20 protein-coding genes are annotated in these 21,533 nt (G+C 66.2%); 10 read left to right on the top strand and 10 right to left on the bottom strand.

Annotation, left to right across the window (positions count from 1 at the left end):
• The first annotated feature begins 394 nt into the window (after positions 1–394).
• On the top strand, positions 395–1,405 hold the full coding sequence (locus QW861_RS28210; RefSeq protein ID WP_315716754.1) for a hypothetical protein: 1,011 nt from the start codon (positions 395–397) through the stop codon (positions 1,403–1,405).
• 149 nt (positions 1,406–1,554) lie between these two features.
• On the top strand, positions 1,555–2,730 hold the full coding sequence (locus tag QW861_RS28205) for a TAXI family TRAP transporter solute-binding subunit (RefSeq protein WP_315716753.1): 1,176 nt from the start codon (positions 1,555–1,557) through the stop codon (positions 2,728–2,730).
• Between the two features lie 119 nt (positions 2,731–2,849).
• Here QW861_RS28205 and QW861_RS28200 read toward each other — a convergent pair whose 3' ends face one another.
• On the bottom strand, positions 2,850–3,251 hold the full coding sequence (locus tag QW861_RS28200) for a YkvA family protein (protein ID WP_315716752.1): 402 nt from the start codon (positions 3,249–3,251) through the stop codon (positions 2,850–2,852).
• 105 nt (positions 3,252–3,356) lie between these two features.
• Positions 3,357–3,704, bottom strand: coding sequence for a 4a-hydroxytetrahydrobiopterin dehydratase (locus QW861_RS28195; protein ID WP_316193776.1), 348 nt, complete (start codon positions 3,702–3,704; stop codon positions 3,357–3,359).
• A gap of 330 nt (positions 3,705–4,034) precedes the next feature.
• Between QW861_RS28195 and QW861_RS28190 the strand changes: the two genes are divergently transcribed.
• Both QW861_RS28190 and QW861_RS28185 read left to right on the top strand, forming a co-directional pair.
• Positions 4,035–5,378, top strand: coding sequence for a TAXI family TRAP transporter solute-binding subunit (locus tag QW861_RS28190; protein WP_315750546.1), 1,344 nt, complete (start codon positions 4,035–4,037; stop codon positions 5,376–5,378).
• Between the two features lie 139 nt (positions 5,379–5,517).
• Positions 5,518–7,089 (top strand): alkaline phosphatase D family protein, encoded by a 1,572-nt coding sequence (locus QW861_RS28185; RefSeq protein ID WP_315750547.1) that lies wholly within the window; start codon positions 5,518–5,520, stop codon positions 7,087–7,089.
• A 45-nt stretch (positions 7,090–7,134) separates the two neighbouring features.
• Here the strand turns inward: QW861_RS28185 and QW861_RS28180 are convergent, their stop codons facing one another.
• Positions 7,135–7,509, bottom strand: a complete 375-nt coding sequence (locus QW861_RS28180) for a response regulator (RefSeq protein ID WP_315750548.1) — start codon at positions 7,507–7,509, stop codon at positions 7,135–7,137.
• Between the two features lie 167 nt (positions 7,510–7,676).
• Between QW861_RS28180 and QW861_RS28175 the strand changes: the two genes are divergently transcribed.
• From QW861_RS28175 to QW861_RS28165, 3 genes are all read left to right on the top strand, one after another.
• Positions 7,677–8,438 (top strand): Crp/Fnr family transcriptional regulator, encoded by a 762-nt coding sequence (locus QW861_RS28175; protein WP_315716746.1) that lies wholly within the window; start codon positions 7,677–7,679, stop codon positions 8,436–8,438.
• A 403-nt stretch (positions 8,439–8,841) separates the two neighbouring features.
• Positions 8,842–10,668, top strand: coding sequence for a translational GTPase TypA (typA, locus tag QW861_RS28170; protein ID WP_315716745.1), 1,827 nt, complete (start codon positions 8,842–8,844; stop codon positions 10,666–10,668).
• A gap of 126 nt (positions 10,669–10,794) precedes the next feature.
• Entirely contained in the window at positions 10,795–12,039 is a 1,245-nt protein-coding gene (locus tag QW861_RS28165; RefSeq protein WP_315750549.1) for an NAD(P)/FAD-dependent oxidoreductase, read from the top strand.
• Between the two features lie 99 nt (positions 12,040–12,138).
• On the opposite strand, the gene QW861_RS28160 is transcribed toward QW861_RS28165, so the two are convergent.
• The 6 genes from QW861_RS28160 to QW861_RS28135 form a co-directional block, all read right to left on the bottom strand.
• Positions 12,139–13,023, bottom strand: coding sequence for a LysR family transcriptional regulator (locus tag QW861_RS28160; RefSeq protein ID WP_315750550.1), 885 nt, complete (start codon positions 13,021–13,023; stop codon positions 12,139–12,141).
• Positions 13,024–13,030: 7 nt separating this feature from the next.
• Complete coding sequence (locus QW861_RS28155) at positions 13,031–14,101, bottom strand: YeiH family protein (protein ID WP_410052340.1); 1,071 nt, start codon at positions 14,099–14,101, stop codon at positions 13,031–13,033.
• Between the two features lie 135 nt (positions 14,102–14,236).
• On the bottom strand, positions 14,237–14,647 hold the full coding sequence (locus QW861_RS28150; protein ID WP_315716742.1) for a thiol-disulfide oxidoreductase DCC family protein: 411 nt from the start codon (positions 14,645–14,647) through the stop codon (positions 14,237–14,239).
• Positions 14,647–15,972: an SDR family oxidoreductase gene (locus QW861_RS28145; RefSeq protein ID WP_316193775.1), complete on the bottom strand. Its 1,326-nt coding sequence runs from the start codon at positions 15,970–15,972 to the stop codon at positions 14,647–14,649. The genes QW861_RS28150 and QW861_RS28145 overlap by 1 nt, the downstream gene beginning before the upstream one ends.
• Before the next feature lie 10 nt (positions 15,973–15,982).
• On the bottom strand, positions 15,983–16,450 hold the full coding sequence (locus QW861_RS28140; protein WP_316193773.1) for a DUF2269 domain-containing protein: 468 nt from the start codon (positions 16,448–16,450) through the stop codon (positions 15,983–15,985).
• A 9-nt stretch (positions 16,451–16,459) separates the two neighbouring features.
• Entirely contained in the window at positions 16,460–17,359 is a 900-nt protein-coding gene (locus tag QW861_RS28135) for an alpha/beta hydrolase family protein (protein WP_316193771.1), read from the bottom strand.
• Between the two features lie 240 nt (positions 17,360–17,599).
• On the opposite strand from QW861_RS28135, the gene QW861_RS28130 reads away from it, so the two are divergent.
• From QW861_RS28130 to QW861_RS28120, 3 genes are all read left to right on the top strand, one after another.
• Positions 17,600–18,109 carry a GNAT family N-acetyltransferase gene (locus QW861_RS28130; protein WP_006611902.1) on the top strand — a complete coding sequence of 170 codons (510 nt, stop codon included), beginning with the start codon at positions 17,600–17,602 and terminating at the stop codon, positions 18,107–18,109.
• A 198-nt stretch (positions 18,110–18,307) separates the two neighbouring features.
• Positions 18,308–18,844 (top strand): inorganic diphosphatase, encoded by a 537-nt coding sequence (gene ppa, locus QW861_RS28125; RefSeq protein ID WP_315716738.1) that lies wholly within the window; start codon positions 18,308–18,310, stop codon positions 18,842–18,844.
• 126 nt (positions 18,845–18,970) lie between these two features.
• Entirely contained in the window at positions 18,971–20,452 is a 1,482-nt protein-coding gene (locus QW861_RS28120; RefSeq protein WP_316193769.1) for a M20 family peptidase, read from the top strand.
• A gap of 3 nt (positions 20,453–20,455) precedes the next feature.
• Here the strand turns inward: QW861_RS28120 and folD are convergent, their stop codons facing one another.
• Positions 20,456–21,340, bottom strand: coding sequence for a bifunctional methylenetetrahydrofolate dehydrogenase/methenyltetrahydrofolate cyclohydrolase FolD (gene folD / locus QW861_RS28115; protein WP_316166433.1), 885 nt, complete (start codon positions 21,338–21,340; stop codon positions 20,456–20,458).
• Positions 21,341–21,533: the final 193 nt, after the last annotated feature.

The following is a 21,533-nucleotide window of genomic DNA, read 5'->3' as shown; positions in this document are numbered from 1 at the left end:
CGCTGTGACATCCGCGCGCTGCGCGGCGGTCGCAAATTTGTTCGGCGGGCTGCCGCGCCGGCGCCACGGATTCGCAACCGGAAGCAGAAAATCCGAAAACGAGCGTTTCTTGGTTAACGCAACCGCGCCACATTATGGCGTGGTTAATTTGAGGCTTGGCCGTTGTTATCACGACGTTTCTGGATTTGGTGCCGTGCGATGTCGCACGTGCGTTGCCACAATCAGATCAAAATGTTTCCAGAATCATGCCGGCTCTCGTCCACTTTTAGTCGGATTCAATTAGTCAATTAGTTGTCGGCAGTGGGGTGCCTCTGGCAATCGTGACGTGTCTCGAGCTTCTGACGGGCTTGGGACTAAAAGTATGTTGCGTGAAGTTGAGATGGGGATGAAGGCCATGGCTGAGCGGACGACGCGCGGGCGTTTCAACAACAGAACTCCTTCGGAGCCTGACTTCAGGCCTTTCCCCGACGAACTCCCTCAGGAGCGCCCCCCGAGCTATCGTTTCGGCCGGTCGACCCAGGATAACTATCCAAACGACGAATCGATGCCGATGTTCCTCTCTGAGTATGAGAGCGGCAACCAGATCGACAGCACGCATTTCGAGGACCAGTGGCCGGAGCGGACCCGCCGCGTCTCGGTCTCGTCCCGGATTCTTCTCGCCGTGGTGGCTGCGGCCGGCGTCGCGGTGCTCTTCGCGCTTGTCACCTCGGATGCGACGCGCGACCTGATCGCCAGTGCCAAGGCTTCCATCATCGGCGCCACGCCGGACCCGACGGCCCCGCCGCAGGCCACCAACACGCAGCTCACCGCGCGCGACATGCAGCTGAACGAGCCGGCGCGACTGCCGCCCGCCGAGCCGCCGGCTGCGGCGGCGCCGGTGCAGACGGCAGCCGTGGCCCCGACGCGTGACGACATCGCCAACGCCTACCAGACAGCGCTGCAGAATCGCAGTGTGACGCAGCCCGCGCCGGTTGCAGCACCACCGAGCTTCGCCACGGCACCGTCCGCGCCGGCCCCGAGCGCGATGGAGCCATCCTCGATCAATTCGCCGGGCGCCGGATCGGCAATCGTCGCACCCGGCCTCGGCGCCGTGACCGCCGCTCCGCCGCCCGCGCAGGTCCGCCGGCTAGATCCCGACGAACTCGCGGGCATCATGAAACGCGCCAAGAGCCTGCTGGCCGCGGGCGACATCCCGCCGGCCCGACTGCTGCTGGAGCGCGCGGCCGAGGCGCAAGAACCGGCCGCGGCGCTGATGCTTGCGCAGACCTACGATCCCCACGTGCTGGGGACGAAGGACATCCGCAACATCAATGCCGATCCGGCTGCGGCTCGCAACTGGTACCGCCGCGCCGCCCAGCTCGGCTCGGCTGAAGCGCAGCGCAGGCTCGATCAACTGCAGAACTGAACGCTCGTGACGGCAGCGATGCCGCCTCGTTTCATTTTTTTGTTTCACGCGTGATTTTCGAGTCTGTTCATGGGCGATGCCAGGCGAGACTTGGCGCTGCCCGCGTTCCGGCTCGCAAACATGTGCCAGCCTTAGATCAAGGGGGACAGATGCGACGTCTTGTTGGAGCGGCCCTGGCCGCAATGATGATAGCGTGCGGTTTCGCTGCCCACGCCGAGGAAGGCGAGTTCGACCCCGCCAAGGTGAGCGACAGCCTCAAGGCGATCTTCCAGTTCGGCTCGGTGCAGACCAAGCAGGCGCTGAACGCCAACACGGTGACGCTCATCACCGGCACCATTGGCGGCACCTATGTGCAGTTCGGCGCCGATCTGGCCTCGCTGCTCGACGACGGCAACAATCTGCGCGTCCTGCCGATCGTCGGCCGCGGCTCGGTGCAGAGCGTGGCCGACATCCTGTTCCTGCAGGGCGTCGATCTCGGCGTCGTCCGCGCCGATACGCTCGACTACCTTGAGCGCAAGGGTTTCGCCAAGGACATCAAGCGGCAGTTCACCTACGTCACCAAGCTCTACAATGAAGAGATGCAGGTGATCGCGCCGCGCGCGGTGCGCAACCTGCGTGATCTCGAGGGCCGCCGCGTCAGCGTCGACCTGCCGAATGGCGGCACCTTCGTCACGGCGCTGACGGTGTTCGAGCGGCTTGGCCTGCGCGCCAACTTCGCCTACATCGAGCAGCGCATCGCGATGGAGAAGCTGAAGCGCGGCGAGCTCGATGCCGTCATCGTGGTCGGCGGCAAGCCCTACAAGTCGGTCTCGACCTTCGTGAACGACGGCCGCTTCCATCTCGTCAACGTCGACTACGATCGACCGCTGCAGACCGACTATCTGCCGGCGACCCTGACGGCGAAGGACTACCCGAACCTGATCGCCGAGGGCGAGAAGGTCGACACGATCGCGGTGCCGGCCGTGCTCGCCGCCTATAATTGGGCGCCGAACACCGACCGCTATCGCAAGCTCGCGACCTTCGTCGACGCCTTCTTCACCAAATTCCCGGCATTCCAGAATCCGCCGTTCCATCCGAAGTGGAAGGAGGTTTCGCTTTCGGCGCCGCTCGCCGGCTGGCAGCGGCTGCCGTCCGCCAGCAAATGGCTGGAGAGCCACGCCATGGAAGGCGCACAGCGCGACCGCTTCGATGACTTCCTGAAGCAGAGCAGCGCCGGCAGGGCGATGCCGAGCGAGGCCGACCGCGAGGCGCTGTTCAAGCAGTACCAGGCCTGGGAGGCCGAGAAGACCGGCAGCGCCCGCGCCCAGGCGCGCGGCCAGCGCTGAGCTCGTAGCGTTCGACGAAGTCCCATCAGGAGAAAAGCCCCGCGGATGCGGGGCTTTTTGCTGTTGTGCCCTTCCGATGCGCTGACTGCGGGCGCCCGGCTTGCCGGCCGGAGCCGCCGTCAGCCGATATTCTCGCCGTCAGCGTTCTTGTCTGCCGCCAGCCGCGCGAGTACGGCGCGGGCTGCCGCATGATGGTCGGGCGTGATGTGCGAAGCGACCATGCGGATGGCGGTGGCGAGCACCGCCGCGTCGTCGGTGAAGCCGAGGATGGGCAACACGTCAGGCATGAAGTCGAACGGCACGACGAAGTAGGCGATGGCGCCGAGCAGGGCGACCTGTACGTGCCGGGGTGTCTCCTTGTCGAAGGCGCAGTAATACGCCGCAAGCAGCTCCTCGGCGAATGGCAGCCGCGCGACAACCTTCTTGAACTTGATCCAGAAACGACGGCGAAGGGTCTCGCGATCCCGGGCCAGCCGCTCCGCGGGCTCGAAGCCAACGCTGTAGTCGGTCGCATCCGACATGATGTCCGATCTCCGGTTCCCGACGGCGCTGGGGGCGCGGTCCTCGCCCTCGGATGTGGTGATGGCGGCGCCGGCCGCAAGGCGCGTGCCGTCGTCGCGAAGATCTCAGCCGCGCATCGTCGCGGCGATCGCATTCATCGCCTTGGCGAGCGCGATGTCGCGCATGGTCACGCCGCCTGCGTCATGGGTCGTGAGGACCACCTCGACGGTGCGGTAGACGTTGCGCCACTCGGGATGATGGTCAGCCTTTTCAGCGACCAAGGCGACGCGGGTCATGAAGCCGAAGGCTTCGTTGAAGTCTGTGAATGTGAACGTGCGGGCGATGGCCTCACGGCCTTGCGCCTCAGACCAGCCGGGAAGCTCCCGCAAGGCGGTGGCGCGTGCCTCCGTCGACAATGGTTGCGGCATCTCGATCTCCTCTTGTGCTGCAATCGACCGGACACGTGGCGGCATCCGGGTGATCGCGGGGCTACCTCCGGCTGGATCGCGCTGGTGTCCGGTTGCCAAGACTAACCGAAAACGCATCCCGATCAGAGCCTTGTCACAGGCGCGATGCCGGAGGCGCTTGGAACTGCCCCGATCCTCCGGCGACTGGTGCGATGGTAACCATGACGCAGATGTCACCCCGGGCGGACAAGAAATTTGCTACAGTTCGGCTCTATTGAAGGACGACGTGGCCAGACGAAGCCGCCTGTGGCATCGCCCGGGCCTGGGACCACCGGAGGACGGGATCTGGTAGATACTCAGACCACGCCAGCGCAGCGCTCACGGATGCGCCCAGCCGTGTTCATCGTCATCGCCGGGATCCTCGCGGTCGTCGGCGCTTTGACGGGTGCCTACTATTTCGCGATGCGTCCCGTGGTGCTCAAGATCGCGGTCGGTCCGCCCAACAGCGACGACCTGAAGGTCGTCCAGGCCCTGACCCAGGCCTTTTCCCAGTCGCACGCCTCCGTCAGGCTGCGGCCGGTTCCGACCGAGGGCGCCGCACAGAGCGCGCAGGCGCTGGCCGCAGGCAAGGTTGATCTCGCGATCGTCCGGGGTGACCTCGAGGTCCCAAAGAACGCGCAGGCCGTGGCGACGCTGCGCAAGAACGTCGCCGTGCTCTGGGTGCCTCCGGGCGGCAAGGGCAAGGGTCGCAAGGGCGCCAAGATCACCAAGATCTCCCAGCTCGCGGGCCACAAGGTCGGCATCATCGGTCGGACCCCGGCGAACGCCAATTTGCTGAAGGTGATCCTGCATCAGTACGGCGTCGACGCCAGCAAGGTCGAGATCGTCCAAGTCCCGATCACCGAGGCCGCCGAAGCCGTGCGCAACCAGCGGGCGGACGTCTATCTTGCGGCCGGACCCATCAATAGCAAGATCACGGCGGATGCGATCGCCGCTGCTACCAAGGACGGCGGCACGCCGACCTTCCTGGCGATCGATTCGGCCGAAGCGATCGCGCAGAACCACCCCGAATATGAATCGACCGAAATTCCCGCCGGCGCGTTTGGCGGCTCGCCCGATCGTCCCGAGGACGAGGTGAAGACCATCAGCTTCAACCACCACATCGTGGCGCGCAAAGGCCTGTCGGATTCGACCGTGTCCGCGTTCACCCATCAGCTGTTTTCGGTGCGCCAGCAATTGCTGTCGGAGTTCCCGCTGGCTGCCAAGATCGAGACCCCCGACACCGACAAGGACGCCGCGATTCCGGCGCATCCCGGCGCGGCGGCGTTCATCAACGGCGAGGAGAAGACATTCCTCGACCGCTACAGCGACTACATCTGGTGGGGCCTGATGGCGCTTTCGGCGATGGGTTCGGCCGGTGCGTGGTTCGCCGGCTATCTCAAGCGCGACGAACGCACCATCAACACCTCGCTGCGCGATCGTCTGCTGGAGATGATCACGATCGCGCGCAAGAGCGATTCGACCGAGGAGCTCGACCAGCTGCAGAGCGAGGCCGACGAGATCCTGCGCAACACGCTGACCTGCTTCGAGGACGGTGCAATCGAGCACGCGGCGTTGACCGCGTTCAACATCGCGCTCGAGCAGTTCCACAACGCGGTGGCCGATCGCAAGCTCATCCTGATGAGCATGCCCGCCAATCTGCAGCGAACCGGCGCGCAGTTGCGTGCCGCCGGCACCTGAGGGCGGACCATGTTCGCCCTGCGGCCGCGTCACGCGCTGTCCACGGCGCGATTGTAATTCCAGCGTCATCAATCTTTTCTAGGTCTGCCGGGCCGTGGCTCGCGCCGGCTCCCGCGCGCGATCCGACCAGGAGATCCGCATGACGCTTCGCATTCCTCGATCGCACACAGCCCTGTCCCGCCGCCGCTTCCTGTCGACGGCCGCCGCAGCCGGCGTCACGACGCTGGCGATGCCCTATCTGAGCCGCGCCGCCGACCGGCCGCAGATCACGCATGGCGTGCAGTCCGGCGACGTCGGCATGGATGGTGGCGTGGTCTGGGCGCGCGCCGACCGGCCGTCGCAGATGCTGGTCGAGGTGGCGACCACCGAATCGTTCAAGGACGCGCGTACGCTGCCTCCGATTGCCGCGCTTCCGGAAAGCGACTTCACGGCCAAGATGCTGATCGACGGCCTTCCGAGCGGCCAGGACATCTTCTACCGTGTCAAGTTCCGCGACCTGTCGCATACCGCGGTCGAAAGCGAGGCCGTGGCCGGCCGCTTCCGCACCGCGCCAGGCAACAAGCGCGACGTCTCGTTCGTCTGGGGCGGCGACGTGGCGGGGCAGGGCTGGGGCATCAATCCCGATGATGGCGGCATGTTCACCTTCTCGACGATGAAGAAGCACCGCCCGGACTTCTTCCTGCACTCCGGCGACACCATCTACGCCGACGGTCCGATCAAGTCCGAGGTGAAGCTGCCGGACAACAAGGTGTGGAAGAACCTCACCGTGGAAGAGAAGGCCAAGGTCGCCGAGACGCTCGACGAATTTCGTGCCGCCCACAAATACAATTTCCTCGACGAGAATGTTCGCGCCTTCAATGCCGAGGTGCCGATCTTCGTGCAGTGGGACGATCACGAGGTCACCAACAACTGGTCGGCGTCCAAGGAGCTGCCCGCCGCCTACAAGGAGCGCAACATCCAGTTGCTCGCGGCCCGCGCGGCGCGCGCCTTCCACGAGATGTATCCGATGCGCGAGAGCATCATCGAGCCGGGCCGAGTCTATCGCACCATCAACTATGGCCCGCATCTCGACGTGTTCGTGCTCGACGAGCGCAGCTACCGCGGCGCCAACGGTCCCAATCTCGAGGACAAGTATGGTCCGGCGTCCTACTTCATCGGGCCGGAGCAGATGCGCTGGTTGAAGCAGGCGCTGCTCAATTCCCGCGCGACCTGGAAGGTGATCGCCTCCGACATGCCGCTCAGCATCATCGTCTATGACGACGCGGCCAACAAGAAGGGCTCGGAAGCCATCGCCCAGGGTGACGGCCCGGCGCGCGGCCGCGAGCTCGAGATTGCCGAGGTCCTGCGCTTCATCAAGACCGCGCCGATCCAGAACACGGTGTGGCTGACGGCGGACGTGCATTACGCGGCCGCGCATTATTACGATCCGAACAAGGCGCAGTTTCAGGACTTCGAGCCGTTCTGGGAGTTCGTCTCCGGCCCGCTGCATGCCGGCACGTTCGGTCCGAACGAGCTCGACAACACCTTCGGCCCCGAGGTGCGCTTCATCAAGGCGCCCGGCCTCGACAAGCAGAATCTGCCGCCGTCGGCCGGCATGCAGTTCTTCGGCCACGTCAAGATCGAAGGCGCCACGGGCCAGATGACCGTGACCCTGCGGGATCGCGCCGACGTCGCGCTGTGGTCGACCACGCTCGATCCGAAGCTGGGCTGAGGTCTCGTTGTTCGGCGGCAAGACGACCGCGTGCGGCGACGGCAACTAATCGCGTCGCCGCAGCGCCGCCTCCAGCGCCTCGGTCGGGCAAGGCTTCGGCAGCCGCGGCCGGTCGGCGAATGCGGGTGGCACGCGGTCGGCGCCATAGCCGGTCGAGAATGCGAAGGGAATGCCGAGCGCCGTCAGCCGCTCGGCAATCGCAAAGCTCTTTTCGCGGACCAGGCCGACATCGAGCAGCGCGAATTGCGGGACGCGCTCGGCGATCATGGCGAGCGCGGTTGCGACGTCGGCTGCGATCCTGATGTCGGGAACGCCGAGGTCGGTGATCGTGTCTTCCAGTCCGAGCGCAATGATGGGGTCGTCTTCGACGACCAGCACATGCTGATAGAACTCGGGCACGCCTGATTGCGAGCTGGTCATGGGATCTGCGGGTTCCAGGATGAGGGATGGACCCCGCGGCCGGCGCCTCCTCTCGAGCGCGCTGGCGGGTTCCTGGAACCAAGGCAGCATATCAGAGTTCCTGTGTCGGTGCACTTGTGAACACAAGGTGCACGGATCACGCACATGCGTTGCGCACGGGGATGACGATGCTGAGCCAAGGTGTGACCACGCTGAGCCGGGAGCGGCCCTACAACAACCTGCTGCGGCGGCTCAGTCCGGCCGACTACGCGCTGATCTCACCGTATCTGGTGGAGGACGAGGCAACGCCGAACGAGCTGCTCTACAGTCCGGGTGACGACGTCCAGATCGTGCATTTTCCCTGCGGGCCGGCGCTGACGTCCTATCTCGTTCCCAATGAGGATGGCCGCGACGTCGAGACCATCCTGGTCGGCCGCGAGGGCGCCGTCGGCGGGATCGTCAGCGAGGGTTTCCTGCCGGCCTACACGCGGATCGTCGTCAAGTTCGGCGGCCCGTTCGCACGGCTGCCGCTGTCCCGCCTGGCGGCCGCCAAGCTGCAATCCAAGACGCTGCGCAACGTGTTCGCGCGCTACGCCGATTGCATGCTGGCGCAGATGTTCCAGTCGACCGCCTGCAACGCAATCCATTCGATCGAGCAGCGGACGGCGAAGTGGATCGTGGCCGCGATGGACCGTACCGATGGCGAGCCGATCGTGCCGCTGACGCATGAGCAGCTGGCAACGCTGCTGGGCGTCGGCCGCAGCTACGTCAGCCGGGTTGTCCAGACCTTCAGGGCCGAGGGCATTCTCGAAACCCGCCGCGGCGCCTTCATGGTGCGGGACTTCGACGCGCTGAAGCGCCGCTCCTGCCTGTGCAACGAGGCCGTGAAGACCCATTTCGAGGAGGTCCTGCGCGGCGTCTATCCGACCGAGCAGGCCGCGGCGGGCTGAGCCTGCAGGCGCCAGTGACTTTCCGCGCACAGACACCAGCCAACCGCGTTGGCTGTCAGCGCTGGTCCTCGTGGGATTGCCGGTCGGAGTGGTTGGTCTCGTCTTCTCCCGCGCTGCCCGGAAGCGTGCGGTCGCGGAGGCGTTAGCCAGCCGCTCGGAAACCGCTCCTCGTTCCTGAAAGCAGTCATTGTTTTTTGGCATTTTTTGCCTATATTGCGCCGCAACGCGTGAGGTCTGCCCGGTCGATTGGCCGGGCTTCCTATTTGGGGCTGCCGGCCCCTGCCGCCGAACGAGTTTCGCGAGCGCGCGTCGCAAAGCTAACAGCTTGATTCGACTATAACAAAGCGCGCGCCCCGCCGGGGACAGAGCACGAGCTCTTGAGAAAGCTTAGAAGACACCGACCATGAATCTTCGCAACATCGCCATCATCGCCCACGTCGACCACGGCAAGACCACCCTGGTTGATCGTCTCCTGCAGCAGTCGGGTACCTTCCGCGAGAACCAGAAGGTCGCCGAGCGCGCCATGGACTCCAATGATCTGGAGCGCGAGCGCGGCATCACCATCCTGGCCAAGGCCGCCTCGGTGCAGTGGAAGGACACCCGCATCAACATCGTCGACACTCCCGGCCACGCCGATTTCGGCGGCGAGGTCGAGCGCATCCTGAACATGGTGGACGGCGCCCTGGTGCTGGTCGACGCCGCCGAGGGCCCGCTGCCGCAGACCAAGTTCGTGGTCTCCAAGGCGCTCAAGGTCGGCCTCAAGCCGATCGTCGTCATCAACAAGGTCGACCGTCCCGACGCCCGTCCGACCGAGGTCATCAACGAGGTGTTCGACCTGTTCGCCGCGCTCGACGCGTCCGAGGAGCAGCTCGACTTCCCGATCCTGTACGGCTCGGCCAAGCAGGGCTGGATGGCCGAGAGCCCGGAAGGTCCGAAGGACGCCGGGATGCAGCCGCTGTTCGACCTGGTGCTGCGCCATGTGCCGGCGCCGTCGGTCGAAGAGGGACCGTTCCGCATGATCGGCACCATCCTGGAGGCCAACAACTTCCTGGGTCGCATCATCACCGGCCGCATCACCTCGGGCAGCATCAAGCCCAACCAGGCCGTGAAGGTGCTGAACGCCGAAGGCAAGGTCGTCGAGCAGGGCCGTATTTCCAAGATTCTCGCGTTCCGCGGCATCGAGCGCGTGCCGCTCGACGAGGCCGAGGCCGGTGACATCGTCGCCATCGCGGGCCTGACCAAGGGCACCGTCGCCGACACGTTCTGCGATCCCTCGGTCGAGACTCCGCTCCCGGCGCAGCCGATCGACCCGCCAACCGTGTCGATGTCCTTCATCGTCAACAACTCGCCGCTGGCGGGCACCGAAGGCGACAAGGTCACGAGCCGCATGATCCGCGACCGCCTGCTGCGCGAGGCCGAGGGCAATGTCGCGCTGCGCGTCGTCGAATCCGCCGACAAGGACGCCATGGAAGTGTCGGGCCGCGGCGAATTGCAGCTCGCGATCCTGATCGAGACCATGCGCCGCGAAGGCTTCGAGCTGTCGGTGTCGCGTCCGCGCGTGGTGCTGCAGAAGGACGAGGCCACCGGCGCGTGGCTGGAGCCGATCGAGGAGGTCGTGATCGACGTCGACGAGGAGCATTCCGGCGTCGTCGTGCAGAAGATGAGCGAGCGCAAGTCCGAGATGATCGAGATGCGCCCGTCCGGCGGCAACCGCCTGCGGCTGGTGTTCTACGCGCCGACCCGCGGCCTGATCGGCTATCAGGGCGAGCTGCTCACGGACACCCGCGGCACCGCGATCATGAACCGCCTGTTCCACGGCTATGCCCCGTTCAAGGGCGAGATCGCCGGCCGCCGCAACGGCGTCTTGATCTCCAACGACCAGGGCGAGGCGGTGGCCTACGCGATGTTCAAGCTGGAGGACCGCGGCCCGATGATGATCGAGCCGGGCTGGAAGGTCTATCGCGGCATGATCGTCGGCGAGCACACCCGCGACAACGATCTCGAGATCAACGTCCTGAAGGGCAAGCAGCTCACCAACATCCGCACCACGTCGAAGGACGAGGCAGTCCGCCTGACGCCGCCGATCAAGATGACGCTGGAAAAGGCGCTCGCCTATATCGAGGACGACGAGCTGGTCGAGGTCACGCCGAAGTCGATCCGGCTGCGCAAGAAGCATCTCGATCCGAACGAGCGCAAGCGCGCCGAGAAGCAGAAGGAAGCGGTGGCCTAATTTCCGCCCTCCATTCTCAAATGCGTCATGGCCGGGCTTGTCCCGGCCATCCACGTTTTGGGGCTTGCGAGGACGACGTGGATGCCCGGCACAAGGCCGGGCATGACGACGGAGTTGGATGAGCCAATGTCTTTCCCATCCTCCATCGACATCGCCATCATCGGCGCGGGTGCCGCGGGCCTCGGCGCGGCACATGCGCTGCAGGACAAGGGCGTCTCGTTCATCGTCCTGGAGGCCCGCGACCGCATCGGCGGCCGCGCTCACACCATCATGGCTTCGCCTGATGTCACCTTCGATCTCGGCTGCGGCTGGCTGCATTCGGCTGATCGCAACTCGTTCGTCGGCATTGCCGAGCAGCTTGCTTTCACTATCGACACCAGCCGGCCGCCCTGGCGCGATCAGGCCTATGAGGCGGCATTCCCGCGCGAAGAGCGCGAAGAATTCATCCGCGCGCTGGAGGCGTTCTTCATGCGTACCGCGGAGGCTGCCAAGAGCGGCCGCGATGCGCCTGCGAGCATCTGCCTCGAGCCCGGCAATCGCTGGAACGGCATGATCGACGCGATCTGCACCTATCTCAACGGCTGCGAGCTGGAGCAGATGTCGCTGCTCGACTTCGAGGCCTATGAGGACACCGAGCTGAACTGGCGGATCCGCCGCGGCTATGGCGCCCTCGTTGCAGCCTACGGTGCGGACCTGCCGATCGTGCTCGACTGCAACGTGACGCTGATCGACCGTGGCGACAGGCGCATCCGCCTGACGACGTCACAGGGCACGCTGACGGCCGACAAGGTCATCGTGACCGTGCCGACCAATCTCATCGCCGACGAAGCGCTCCGTTTCACGCCGGCGCTGCCTGCCAAGGTCGAAGCCGCTATCGGCCTGCCACTCGGGCTGGACAACAAGGTGACGCTGGCGCTCGACGGCTGGGAGCACCTGCCGAGGGATTCGGGCATGCGCGGCCGCAGCCACACCGCGCGGGTCGGCAGCTTCCAGCTGCGCCCGTTCGGCCAGCCCTGCATCGAAGGTTTTTATGGCGGCAGCTTCGCCCGCGAGATCGAGGCGGCGGGCGAGGGGGCCTTGGCGGCGCAGGCGATCGACGACATCGCGGCCCTGGTCGGCAACGACATCCGCAACAGCCTCCGTCCGCTCGCCGAGTCCCGCTGGGGCGCCGACCCGTTCGCGCGCGGCGCCTATTCGCATGCACTGCCCGGACATGCCGACAAGCGCGCCGTGCTGGCCGCGCCGGTTGATGATCGGCTGTTCTTCGCCGGCGAGGCGACGCCCTCGGATTTCTTCTCGACTGCCCATGGCGCGCGTGACAGCGGTGAGCGCGCGGCGCGGGAAGCTCTGGCGTCATTAACCAGGCGCTAGTCCATCGATCGTCATTGCGAGCCCAGCGAAGCAGTCCAGACTGTCACCGCGGTGGGATTTCCGGATCGCTTTCGCTGCGCTCGCGATGACGTGCCCCAATCAATGCGTCTCCCCCACCATCCGCAGAAACTCCCGCGCGGCCTGCGTCTGGTGATGCTCTTTGTGGCGCAGGCTGTAGAAGTGCCGCTTGGGCAGCTCGATGTTGGCGACGGCGAGCAGCCCGGCCTTGACGGCGCGCATGACCACGAGGCGCGACAGCACCGTGACGCCGGCGCCGGCTTCGACGGCGCCGCGCACGGCCTCGTTGGACGGCAGGTCGAACACCACATCGAGCTCGGCCGGGGTGATTCCGAAGCGGCCAAGCGCTGTTTCGAGCGCGGCGCGCGTGCCGGAGCCCTGCTCGCGCAACACCCAGCGCGCCGTCTTCAGGTCGCTGGTTGTCACTGACCTTCCGCGGCACAGCGGATGATCGATCGGACCGACCAGCACCATGTTGTCCTGCGCGACCGGCTGAACCGTGAGCACGGGATCGTCGACATCGCCCTCGACGAAGCCGAGATCGGCAGAGCCCTCGCGGACCTGGGTCGCGACCTGCTCGGTATTGCCGATCGACAGCTGCAGCCTGATCGCCGGATGCGCGGCACTGAAGCGGTGAATGAAGGCCGGCAGCCAATAGCCCGCGATGGTCTGGCTGGCCGCCAGCGCCAGCTGCCCGCGCTTCAGGCCGGCGAGATCGTTCAGCACGGTCTCGGCGGCGGCCGCGCGCGCCAGCACCGCCTTCGCTTCGACGAGAAACGCCTTCCCGGTCGCCGTGAGCACGATGCGGCGTCCGACGCGATCGAACAGCCTGGTCTCGTAGCGCGCTTCGAGCGCGGCCACAGCCGCCGATGTCGCCGACTGGGTCAAATTGAGGTCGCGCGCCGCCTGCGTGACGTGCTCGCGGGTTGCGACCGCAACGAAGATCCTGAGCTGTTCGAGCGTCACAGGCGTCCTATGTGGTGAGCTTCACCAGGGCCAGGCTGAAGCCTGCGATGAACAGGAAGGCGAGCAGGCCCAGCGCCAGCGGCCGCAGGCCCTTGGCCTTGAGCTTGGCGAAATCCGTTTCCAGTCCCATCGCGGCCAGCGCCATCGACAGCAGGAACGTGGTCGCCGTCACGATCACCGTCTTCATCTCGGCGGCAATGCTGATCACGCTGTTGAGGCCGACCAGCGCGATGAAGCCGAACACGAACCAGGGCAGTGGCGGCTGCGCATTGCCTCGGGTCTCGCCGCCATGGCGCGCACGCCGCGTTGCCAGCAGGCCGAGCGTGAGCACGACCGGCGCCAGCAGCATCACGCGGGCCAGCTTGGCGATGGTGCCGAACTCGCCGGCCTGCTGGCCCTGCTGAAACGCGGCCGCGACCACCTGGGCGATCTCGTGAATGGAGGCGCCGCTCCACAGGCCGAAGGCGTGCGCGTCGAGATGCAGCAGCGCCGGAAGCAGCGGATAGATGAACATTGCGATCGAGCCGAACACCGTGACGCAGGCCACCGCATAGGCGACGTCCTCGTCATGGGCGCGCGTGACCGTGTTGGTCGCGATCACGGCGGACGCACCGCAGATCGAGGTGCCCGCGGCGATCAGCTCCGCCAGCTTGCGATTGACGCCGAGCAGCTGTCCCATCCACACCGTGAACAGGAAGGTGCCGGTGAGGCTCAGCGCGATCACGGCGAGACCACGCGCGCCGACCTCGACGATCTGCGTCGCCGTCAGTTGCAGGCCCAGCAGGATGATCGCCAGCCGCAGTACGCGACGCATCGAGAAGGCGACGCCGGGCTTGGCCCGCGCCGGTGTGCCGACCACGTTGTGCAGCGCCATCCCTGCCACGATCGCCAGGATCATCGGGCTGAACAGGCCGAGGCCCGGCAGCAGGCGCAGCCCGAAGGCGCCGGCCGCGAGCGCCGCGGACAGCGCGAGCCCGGGCAGCAGCGTCGGTGCCGCCGGCGTCGCGGGCGCGTGCGCAGGTCGATGATGAATGGCAACGGGCGCATCTGCGATCAGATCGTGCGAGGGGGCAGCCATGGAAATCTCTCCCAAACCAAGTGCGAGGAAGAGAATTTCATGCTGTGACCAATCGATCCAACAGATTATATCGCACGTATCATTCGGTTCAATCGATTAATCGGCGCTCGTGGCCGCATCTCACCGCCGACCGGATCACGACTCCAGCACCCGCTTGCGCAGCTCGGCATCCGGCACGAAGCAGGATTCGTATTTGCCGAAGATGTGGTAGCGGTTGCGTGCGACCACGCCATAGACCGCATCGCGCAGCGGCTTCGGAATGGCGCGCAGCGCGCGCGTCCAGCCCCAGCCCGGCAGGTTCGACAATACGGTCAGCGCAGCATCGGATTTCAGATGCGCCTTGCCGCCATGCACGACCGCGTTGGTGTCGGGGTCCTGGGGATCGATGCCGAAGGCCTGTGCCAGCCGGGTGCCGTAGGGCGACTGGATCGGCGTGAAGCGGAAGCGCCTGGCGGTGTCGCGCGCGATCACGAACTGCACCCAGCGGGAGCAGAACACGCAGACGCCGTCGTAGAGGATCACGTCATCGTCGGGCCAGTTGGTCATCAGCGATTGTCCATCATGAGCAGCGCGACCAGCATCAGCACGATCGCAGGTCCCGTCTTCACCAGGGCGCCGAGCGGCTCGAGCCAGAGATCGGGCGTGAGGATCGCGCAGCCGAGCATGTAGCCGAGCGAGACGAGGGTGCCGGCGGCGAGCCCGAATGCTGCGGTCCTGCGGAATGCGATCAATAGGCCGACCGAAATATCCATCATGCTGGTGATCGCCGCGAACGGAGTCGCAAAGCCTTCCGGCCAGCCGCGCGTGGTCAGGACCGCCGTGGTCGCCGGGAACGAGACGAACAGTGCAATCGACCCCGATGCGACCCAGAACAGCACGAGGCTCGCGATGATCAGTGCCTTGATCAGGAACAGCCGCGCGAACCATTTGTCCTGAATGGTGGCGCCACGCGCGCCGACGGCGTCCAGCGGCGTGGGGGTGATGCCGGTTGCCGCGATCCATGGTGCGGGATCGCCGTGCACCCCGCGGTGAAGCTCGGCGATCGCGGTGGTGCGCATCGGCGGCATCCAGCCGAGCCGGCTGCAGAGGTCACCGGCGAAAGCGCCGAGATTGATCAGTGGTGCGGGCACGGCAACGCGTGGCCAATCCGTCGTGCCGAAACTGCGCCGAAACGCATCGACGACGTCGCCAAGCGTCACCGCCTCGGGCTGCATCAGGTCCCAGCTCACCGCGCGCGTCGCCTCGTCATCGATCGGCCGCATCGCGAGCCAGGCGATGGTCGCGGCGATGTCCGCCACCGCCACCGGCTGGAACGGCGTCGCCGCATCCCTCGCCGGCAGGTCGACCGGAAGCGCCGCGAGCGCGCGGACCATCGCGCTGCCGCCATAGGCCGATGGCGCGATCACGAAGCCCGGGCGCAGGACGGCGTAGGGAATGTCTGAGGATGCAATCAACTGCTCCGCCTCGCGCTTGGTGGTCGCGAAGGCGGTGCGATCCTGATCGGCCGTGCCGGGGATCGAGATGTGAATGAAGCGTACGCGACGGCCGCAGGCCGTGATCGCTGCGAGCACGCGCGCGACGAACTCACGATGCACGGCAGCGGTATCGCTGCCCGGACCATCCTGCAGGACGCCGAGGCAGTTGACGACGACGTCGATCTCGTGGGCGCGGATCAGACTCGCCAAAGCCGGCGCATCGAGCGCCATGATAGGCAGCTCGATGTCGAACGGTGACGTGCGTTGTGATGGCGAGAACGCGCGCGCCACACCGACCGTCGCACAGCCGCGCTGGCGCAGATCGTCGGTGATGAAGCGTCCGATCAGGCCGGAGGCGCCAAGCACGAGGATGCGGGGGTTGGTTGACGTGATCATGCGCGTCTCGTCAGAACGGCTTTGCGATCATCAGCCAGAGAGTGGCCATGACCGCGCCGAAACCGGGGATGCCGCACAGGAACCAGCGGCGGAAGACGATGAAGTAGCGCGGCGGCAGCGCCTGGGCGCTGATATCAGCAGCACGGGCGAGGTCGCGCAGTTCGATCTGCATGAAGATCACGGGGACCCAGAACAGGCCGGCGACGGCGTAGAGCGCGAGCGAGGTGAGCAGCCAGCGCTCGGTCATCGCCGTCGACGACAGCCACATCAAGGTGCCGCCGGTGACTGGTTGCAGCAGCACCGCCGAGAGCGTGAACAGCATGTCGGCAATGACGACGACGCCTGCGGTGCGCGCGATGAACGCGGCCTCGCCGCTCAGATGCGCCATCAGCATGAAGAATGCGATCCCCGTGCCGGTGCCGAGAATGACGATGGCGCCGAGCACGTGGAGATATTTGACAAGGAAATACAGCGTCATCGTGTCCTGCTAGTTCGGCGGCATCGGATGCGTCGATCGACGTGTCGTTGTCAGCGCCCGCGACAGCAAATCCGCCGCCAGTGCCACGCCGTCGTCGCGCTCGATCATCCAATGCCCCTCCTCGCCGGACGCTGGCAACAGCTTGAAGTCCGCCCGGCCTCCGGCCGAGTCGAAGGCCTCCGCAAGCCGACGCGAAAGCGGTGGTGGAAAGTAGCTGTCATTGGCCGCGACCAGCCACGTGACCGGCACGCGCGCGCCGCGTCCAAATGCGCGGGCCGTATCGAGCAGGCGCGCCTCTGCACAGACGCGCCCTGGCACCTCGTCGGCATGGCCGCCACGGCCGGGCGCGAACACGATGATGCTCGAAACGAACTGCCGGGGCTGATCGGCGAGCGCCAGCGCGCCCCAGCCGCCGGCCGAGTGACCGACCACAAGTGCGCCGCCTTTGGCGACGAATGGTTGATCGCGCATGAAGGCAAGCGCGCGCGAGATCTGCGTGGCCGTGGCACGTCCCGCCTTCTCGTAGTCCGGATTTTCGCACGCGCCCTGATCCTCGACATAGGGGCCGCCGGTACGGCCATGCCCGAGCCGCTCCGGCACCAGCACCGCATAGCCGCGCGCGACCAGCTCGCTGGCCATCGCCGTGTAGCTCGGCTGCGGCAGCTGCGCGCGCCGCAACGCATTCTGTGTCGAGGCATGCGCGATCAGCGCCAGCGGAAACGGTCCGTCACCGGCAGGCCGATACAGCAGCGCATGCGCGGGGAGTCCAGGCTCGGTCGAGGGCACCAGCCATTGCTGCAGCCGGGCCGGCTCGCCTTCCGGCGAGGCCGGGCCGAATGTCTGTGCCCAGGCGTTCGATCCCGCGAGGACGAGCGCCATCAACCATGAGAGGCAGCGAAGCAGCAGCATTCAGCCGGGCGGGAAGTTGTTGAGCTCCGGCCACACTAGCCGAGCCCACCGCGAGTGAGTTGCAGTTTTTAGTTCGTGGTATGAACCTGCGGTGACGGGGCACCGTCGACCCTCAACAATGTTGCGAATTTGTCCCTTTTCGGCACAGCTTTCCGCCACGGTGATGCCGAAAGTCCACAGGTTAACCGATCTTTAACGTGGCACCTTGAAGGCGGACCGCCGACTTGCTTTGATCCGCTCATGAGCACAACCCTGATCGAAGTCCGTCCGGCCAAGGCTGCAGATGCGGCTGCGGTGGCGTCAGCCCATGATGAAGCCTGGCGTTCCGCCTACCAGGGAATCATCCCTGGCGCAGAGCTGGAGAAGCTGATCAACCGGCGCGGCCCCCAATGGTGGGACAGCGCGATCCGCAAAGGCAGCCGCGTCAGCGTGCTGGTGTTCAACGACAAGGTCGCAGGCTATGCGAATTACGGCCGCAATCGCGCCCGCAGCCTGCACTTCGACGGTGAAGTCTACGAGCTTTATCTGCGACCGGAATTTCAGGGGCTGGGGTTCGGTCGCCGGCTCTTCCAGTCCGCCAAGCGCGACCTCGCGCAGAGCGGCCTGAAGAGCATGGTGGTATGGGCGTTGTCCGACAACGATCCTGCCACCGAGTTCTACCGCGCCTTGGGCGGCCGGATGGTCGCGCGGTCGTCGGAGCGCTTCGGGCCGAAGTCGCTCGACAAGGTTGCCTTTGCCTGGACCAACTGAGCCTGGGCCGGCCGTGCTCCGGGCGCGTTAAACGTTAACGCGCCGCCGAATTGAACTGGAATTGAACTGAAAGTGTTGGCTTGAGGTAGCTGTTGCGCAGCCGCGATTTTTTTGCGACTGCGAATGCCAGCGCTTGCCTGTCGAGCGTCCGACCCTCAACGTTCAAGTTCTCAAACGTTCAAGTTCTACGGAGCATCCATGCGCATCGACGCCATCCCGATCGGGAAAGATCCGCCGCGCGAGGTCAACGTCGTCATCGAAGTGCCGGTCGGCGGCGAGCCGATCAAGTACGAGCTCGACAAGGAAGCCGGCACGCTGTTCGTCGACCGCTTCCTCTATACGGCGATGCGCTACCCCGGCAATTACGGCTTCATCCCGCACACGCTGTCCAATGACGGCGACCCCTGCGACGTGCTGGTCGCCAATACGCGTGCGATCGTGCCCGGCGCGGTCATGAGCGTGCGCCCGGTCGGCGTGCTGCTGATGGAGGACGAGGCTGGCGGCGACGAGAAGATCATCGCGGTGCCGTCCTCGAAGCTGACCCAGCGCTACGACAAGGTCCGCACCTATTCGGACCTGCCGGACATCACGCTGCAGCAGATCCGGCACTTCTACGAGCACTACAAGGACCTCGAGCCCGGCAAGTGGGTCAAGGTGCTGCGTTGGGGCAATGCCGACGACGCCCATCAGCTGATCGCCGAGGGCATCGCGCGCGCCAAGGCGGCGAAGAAGTAGGGCGCGCGGAAGCTCCAAACGCAGCGCTTCGCGGCTCCAGGCGATGGACTTTCGAGTCCGCTCCGAGCAGTTTCACGGCGTCGCAGATAGGATCTGCGGCGCCGTCTTGTCTTGGAGCGTTCTGCAATGCGCCGCCTGCTCAGGTCCCTTCGATACCTTGGTCTTCTCATCCTGGCGGCAGGCGCGGCGCTCGTCGCGCTCGTGCTGGTCAACATGTTTCGCCATGGCTCCCGGCAGCTCGATGTCGCGGCGCTGCCGAAGATCAGCATCGATGCCGAGGCCGCGGCGCAGCGGCTCGCGGCGGCGGTTCGTTTTCGCACGATTTCGAGCTCCGACGATCCCGAGCTGAATGCCGATGCCTTCGCGGCGCTCAAGGCCCATATCGAGGCAAGCTTCCCGGCCTTTCATGCGGCCGCGACACAGGAGGTCGTGGCCGGGCACAGCCTGCTGTACCTGTGGAAGGGCTCGGATGCGGCGGCCAGGCCGATTGCGCTGCTGGCCCATCAGGATGTGGTGCCGGTCGCGCCGGGCACCGAGCCCGACTGGGCCGTGCCGCCGTTTGCCGGCGTCGTCAAAGACGGCTTCGTCTGGGGCCGCGGCGCCTGGGACGACAAGGGCAATCTGTATGCGATGCTGGAGGCGGCCGAGGCGCTGATCAAGGCCGGCTTCAAGCCGAAGCGCACGATCTATTTCGCCTTCGGTCACGACGAGGAGGTCGGCGGCACCCGGGGCGCCAAGGCCATCTCGGCCGTCCTCGCCGCCCGCAACGTCCGGCTGGACTTCGTCATCGATGAGGGCCTGCTGATCTCGGAGGGCGGCATCAAGGGCCTCGACAAGCCGGCGGCACTGGTCGGTGTTGCCGAGAAGGGCTATGCGAGCCTGGTGCTGACGGCCAAGGCCACCCCGGGGCATTCCTCGATGCCGCCGCGGGACACCGCGATCGGCATGATGAGTGCGGCGCTGGCGAAGCTCGAGGCCAACCGGCTGCCGATGCGCATCGACGGCACGGTCGGCGAGATGTTTGATACGCTGGCGCCGGAAATGACCGGCATCAACCGCGCCGTGCTGTCCAATCTCTGGCTGACCAAACCGCTGCTGTTCGGCGAGTTCGCCAAGAGCGGTCCGGCCGAAGCGATGGTCCGTACGACGACCGCGCTGACCATCTTCAACGCGGGCGACAAGGACAACGTGCTGCCGGGCAACGCCTCCGCCACCGTGAATTTCCGGCTGCTGCCGGGGGACACCGAGGCGGGCATCATCGACCACGTCAGGCAGACCGTGGCCAACGACCGCATCTCGATCACGTCCTTGCGCGGCAACCGCGAGCCCCCGCCGGTCACCTCGACCGCCGGACCGTCCTATCAGCTCGTGAACCGGACCATTCGCGAGATCTTCAGCGACGCGGTGGTGGCGCCCGGCCTGATGGTCGCCGGCACCGATTCGAGCCACTATGCGGGCATTGCCGACAGCATCTTCCGCTTCTCGCCGCTGCGCGCGACGACGGAGGATCTCAAGCGCTTCCACGGCACCAATGAGCGGCTGTCGGTCGAGGGCTATGCCGACATGATCCGCTTCTATCGGCGGCTGCTGGAAGCCGCCGCGGGCTAAGGCCTAGACGGCCGGCTTCGGCAGCCCGGCGATCGCGCAGGCGGCGCGCAGCGTGTTCACCAGAAGGCAGGCCACCGTCATCTGGCCGACGCCGCCGGGCACCGGCGTGATCGCGCCGGCGACCTCCGCCACCTCGGCATAGGCGACGTCGCCGACCAGCTTCGTCTTCCCCTCCGCCGTCGGGATACGGTTGATGCCGACGTCGATCACGGTCGCGCCCGGCTTGATCCAGTCGCGCTTCACCATCTCCGGGCGGCCCACGGCGGCGTAGACCAGATCGGCGCGCGCGGTCAGCGCCGGCAGGTCGCGCGAGCGCGAATGCGCGATCGTCACCGTGGCGTTCTCGTTCAGCAGGAGCTGGACCAGCGGACGGCCGACCAGGTTCGAGCGGCCGATCACGATCGCGTTCATGCCCTCCAGCGAGCCATGCACGGTCTTGCTGAGGATGATGCAGCCGAGCGGAGTGCACGGCGCCAGCGCCGGCTGGCCGCCGGCGAGACGGCCGGCATTGTGCGGATGCAGCCCGTCGACGTCCTTGGCCGGATCGATCGCATTGATCACGACTTCGGTCTCCAGCCCCTTCGGCAGCGGCAGCTGCACCAGGATGCCGTGTACGGCGGGATCGCGGTTGAGCTTGCCGATCAAGGCCAGCAGCTCGTCCTGCGACACGTCGGCCGGCAGCTTGTGTTCGAACGAGGCCATGCCGGCCGCCTGGGTCTGGGTATGCTTGCTGCGGACATAGACCTCGGACGCCGGATCGTTGCCGACCAGCACCACGGCGAGGCCCGGTGTCAGGCCATGGTCGCGCTTGACCCGCTCGACCTCACGGGCGACCTGCGCGCGCAGGTCGGCTGCAATGATCTTTCCGTCGATGATGCGCGCGGTCATTTTGCTCTATCCTCGGTTCAAAGGCTGTTCATCGAGCAAGACGCTGGCCGCGTGCTCCCACCCTCCCCTGGAGGGGGAGGGTCGATCGCACGCGAAGCGGGCGAGCGGGGTGGGGTGAAGCCACGGATGCCGGTACCGGTGGAGAGATCACCCCACCCCGCCTCACGCTCGCTTCGCTCACCGTGAGGCGACC

The sequence above is a fragment of the Bradyrhizobium sp. SZCCHNRI1029 genome (genome assembly GCF_032487555.1).
Taxonomy (GTDB): Bacteria; Pseudomonadota; Alphaproteobacteria; order Rhizobiales; family Xanthobacteraceae; genus Bradyrhizobium.
The sequence above is the reverse complement of the archived record's forward strand: the minus strand, read 5'-3'. Positions and strand labels throughout refer to the sequence as shown.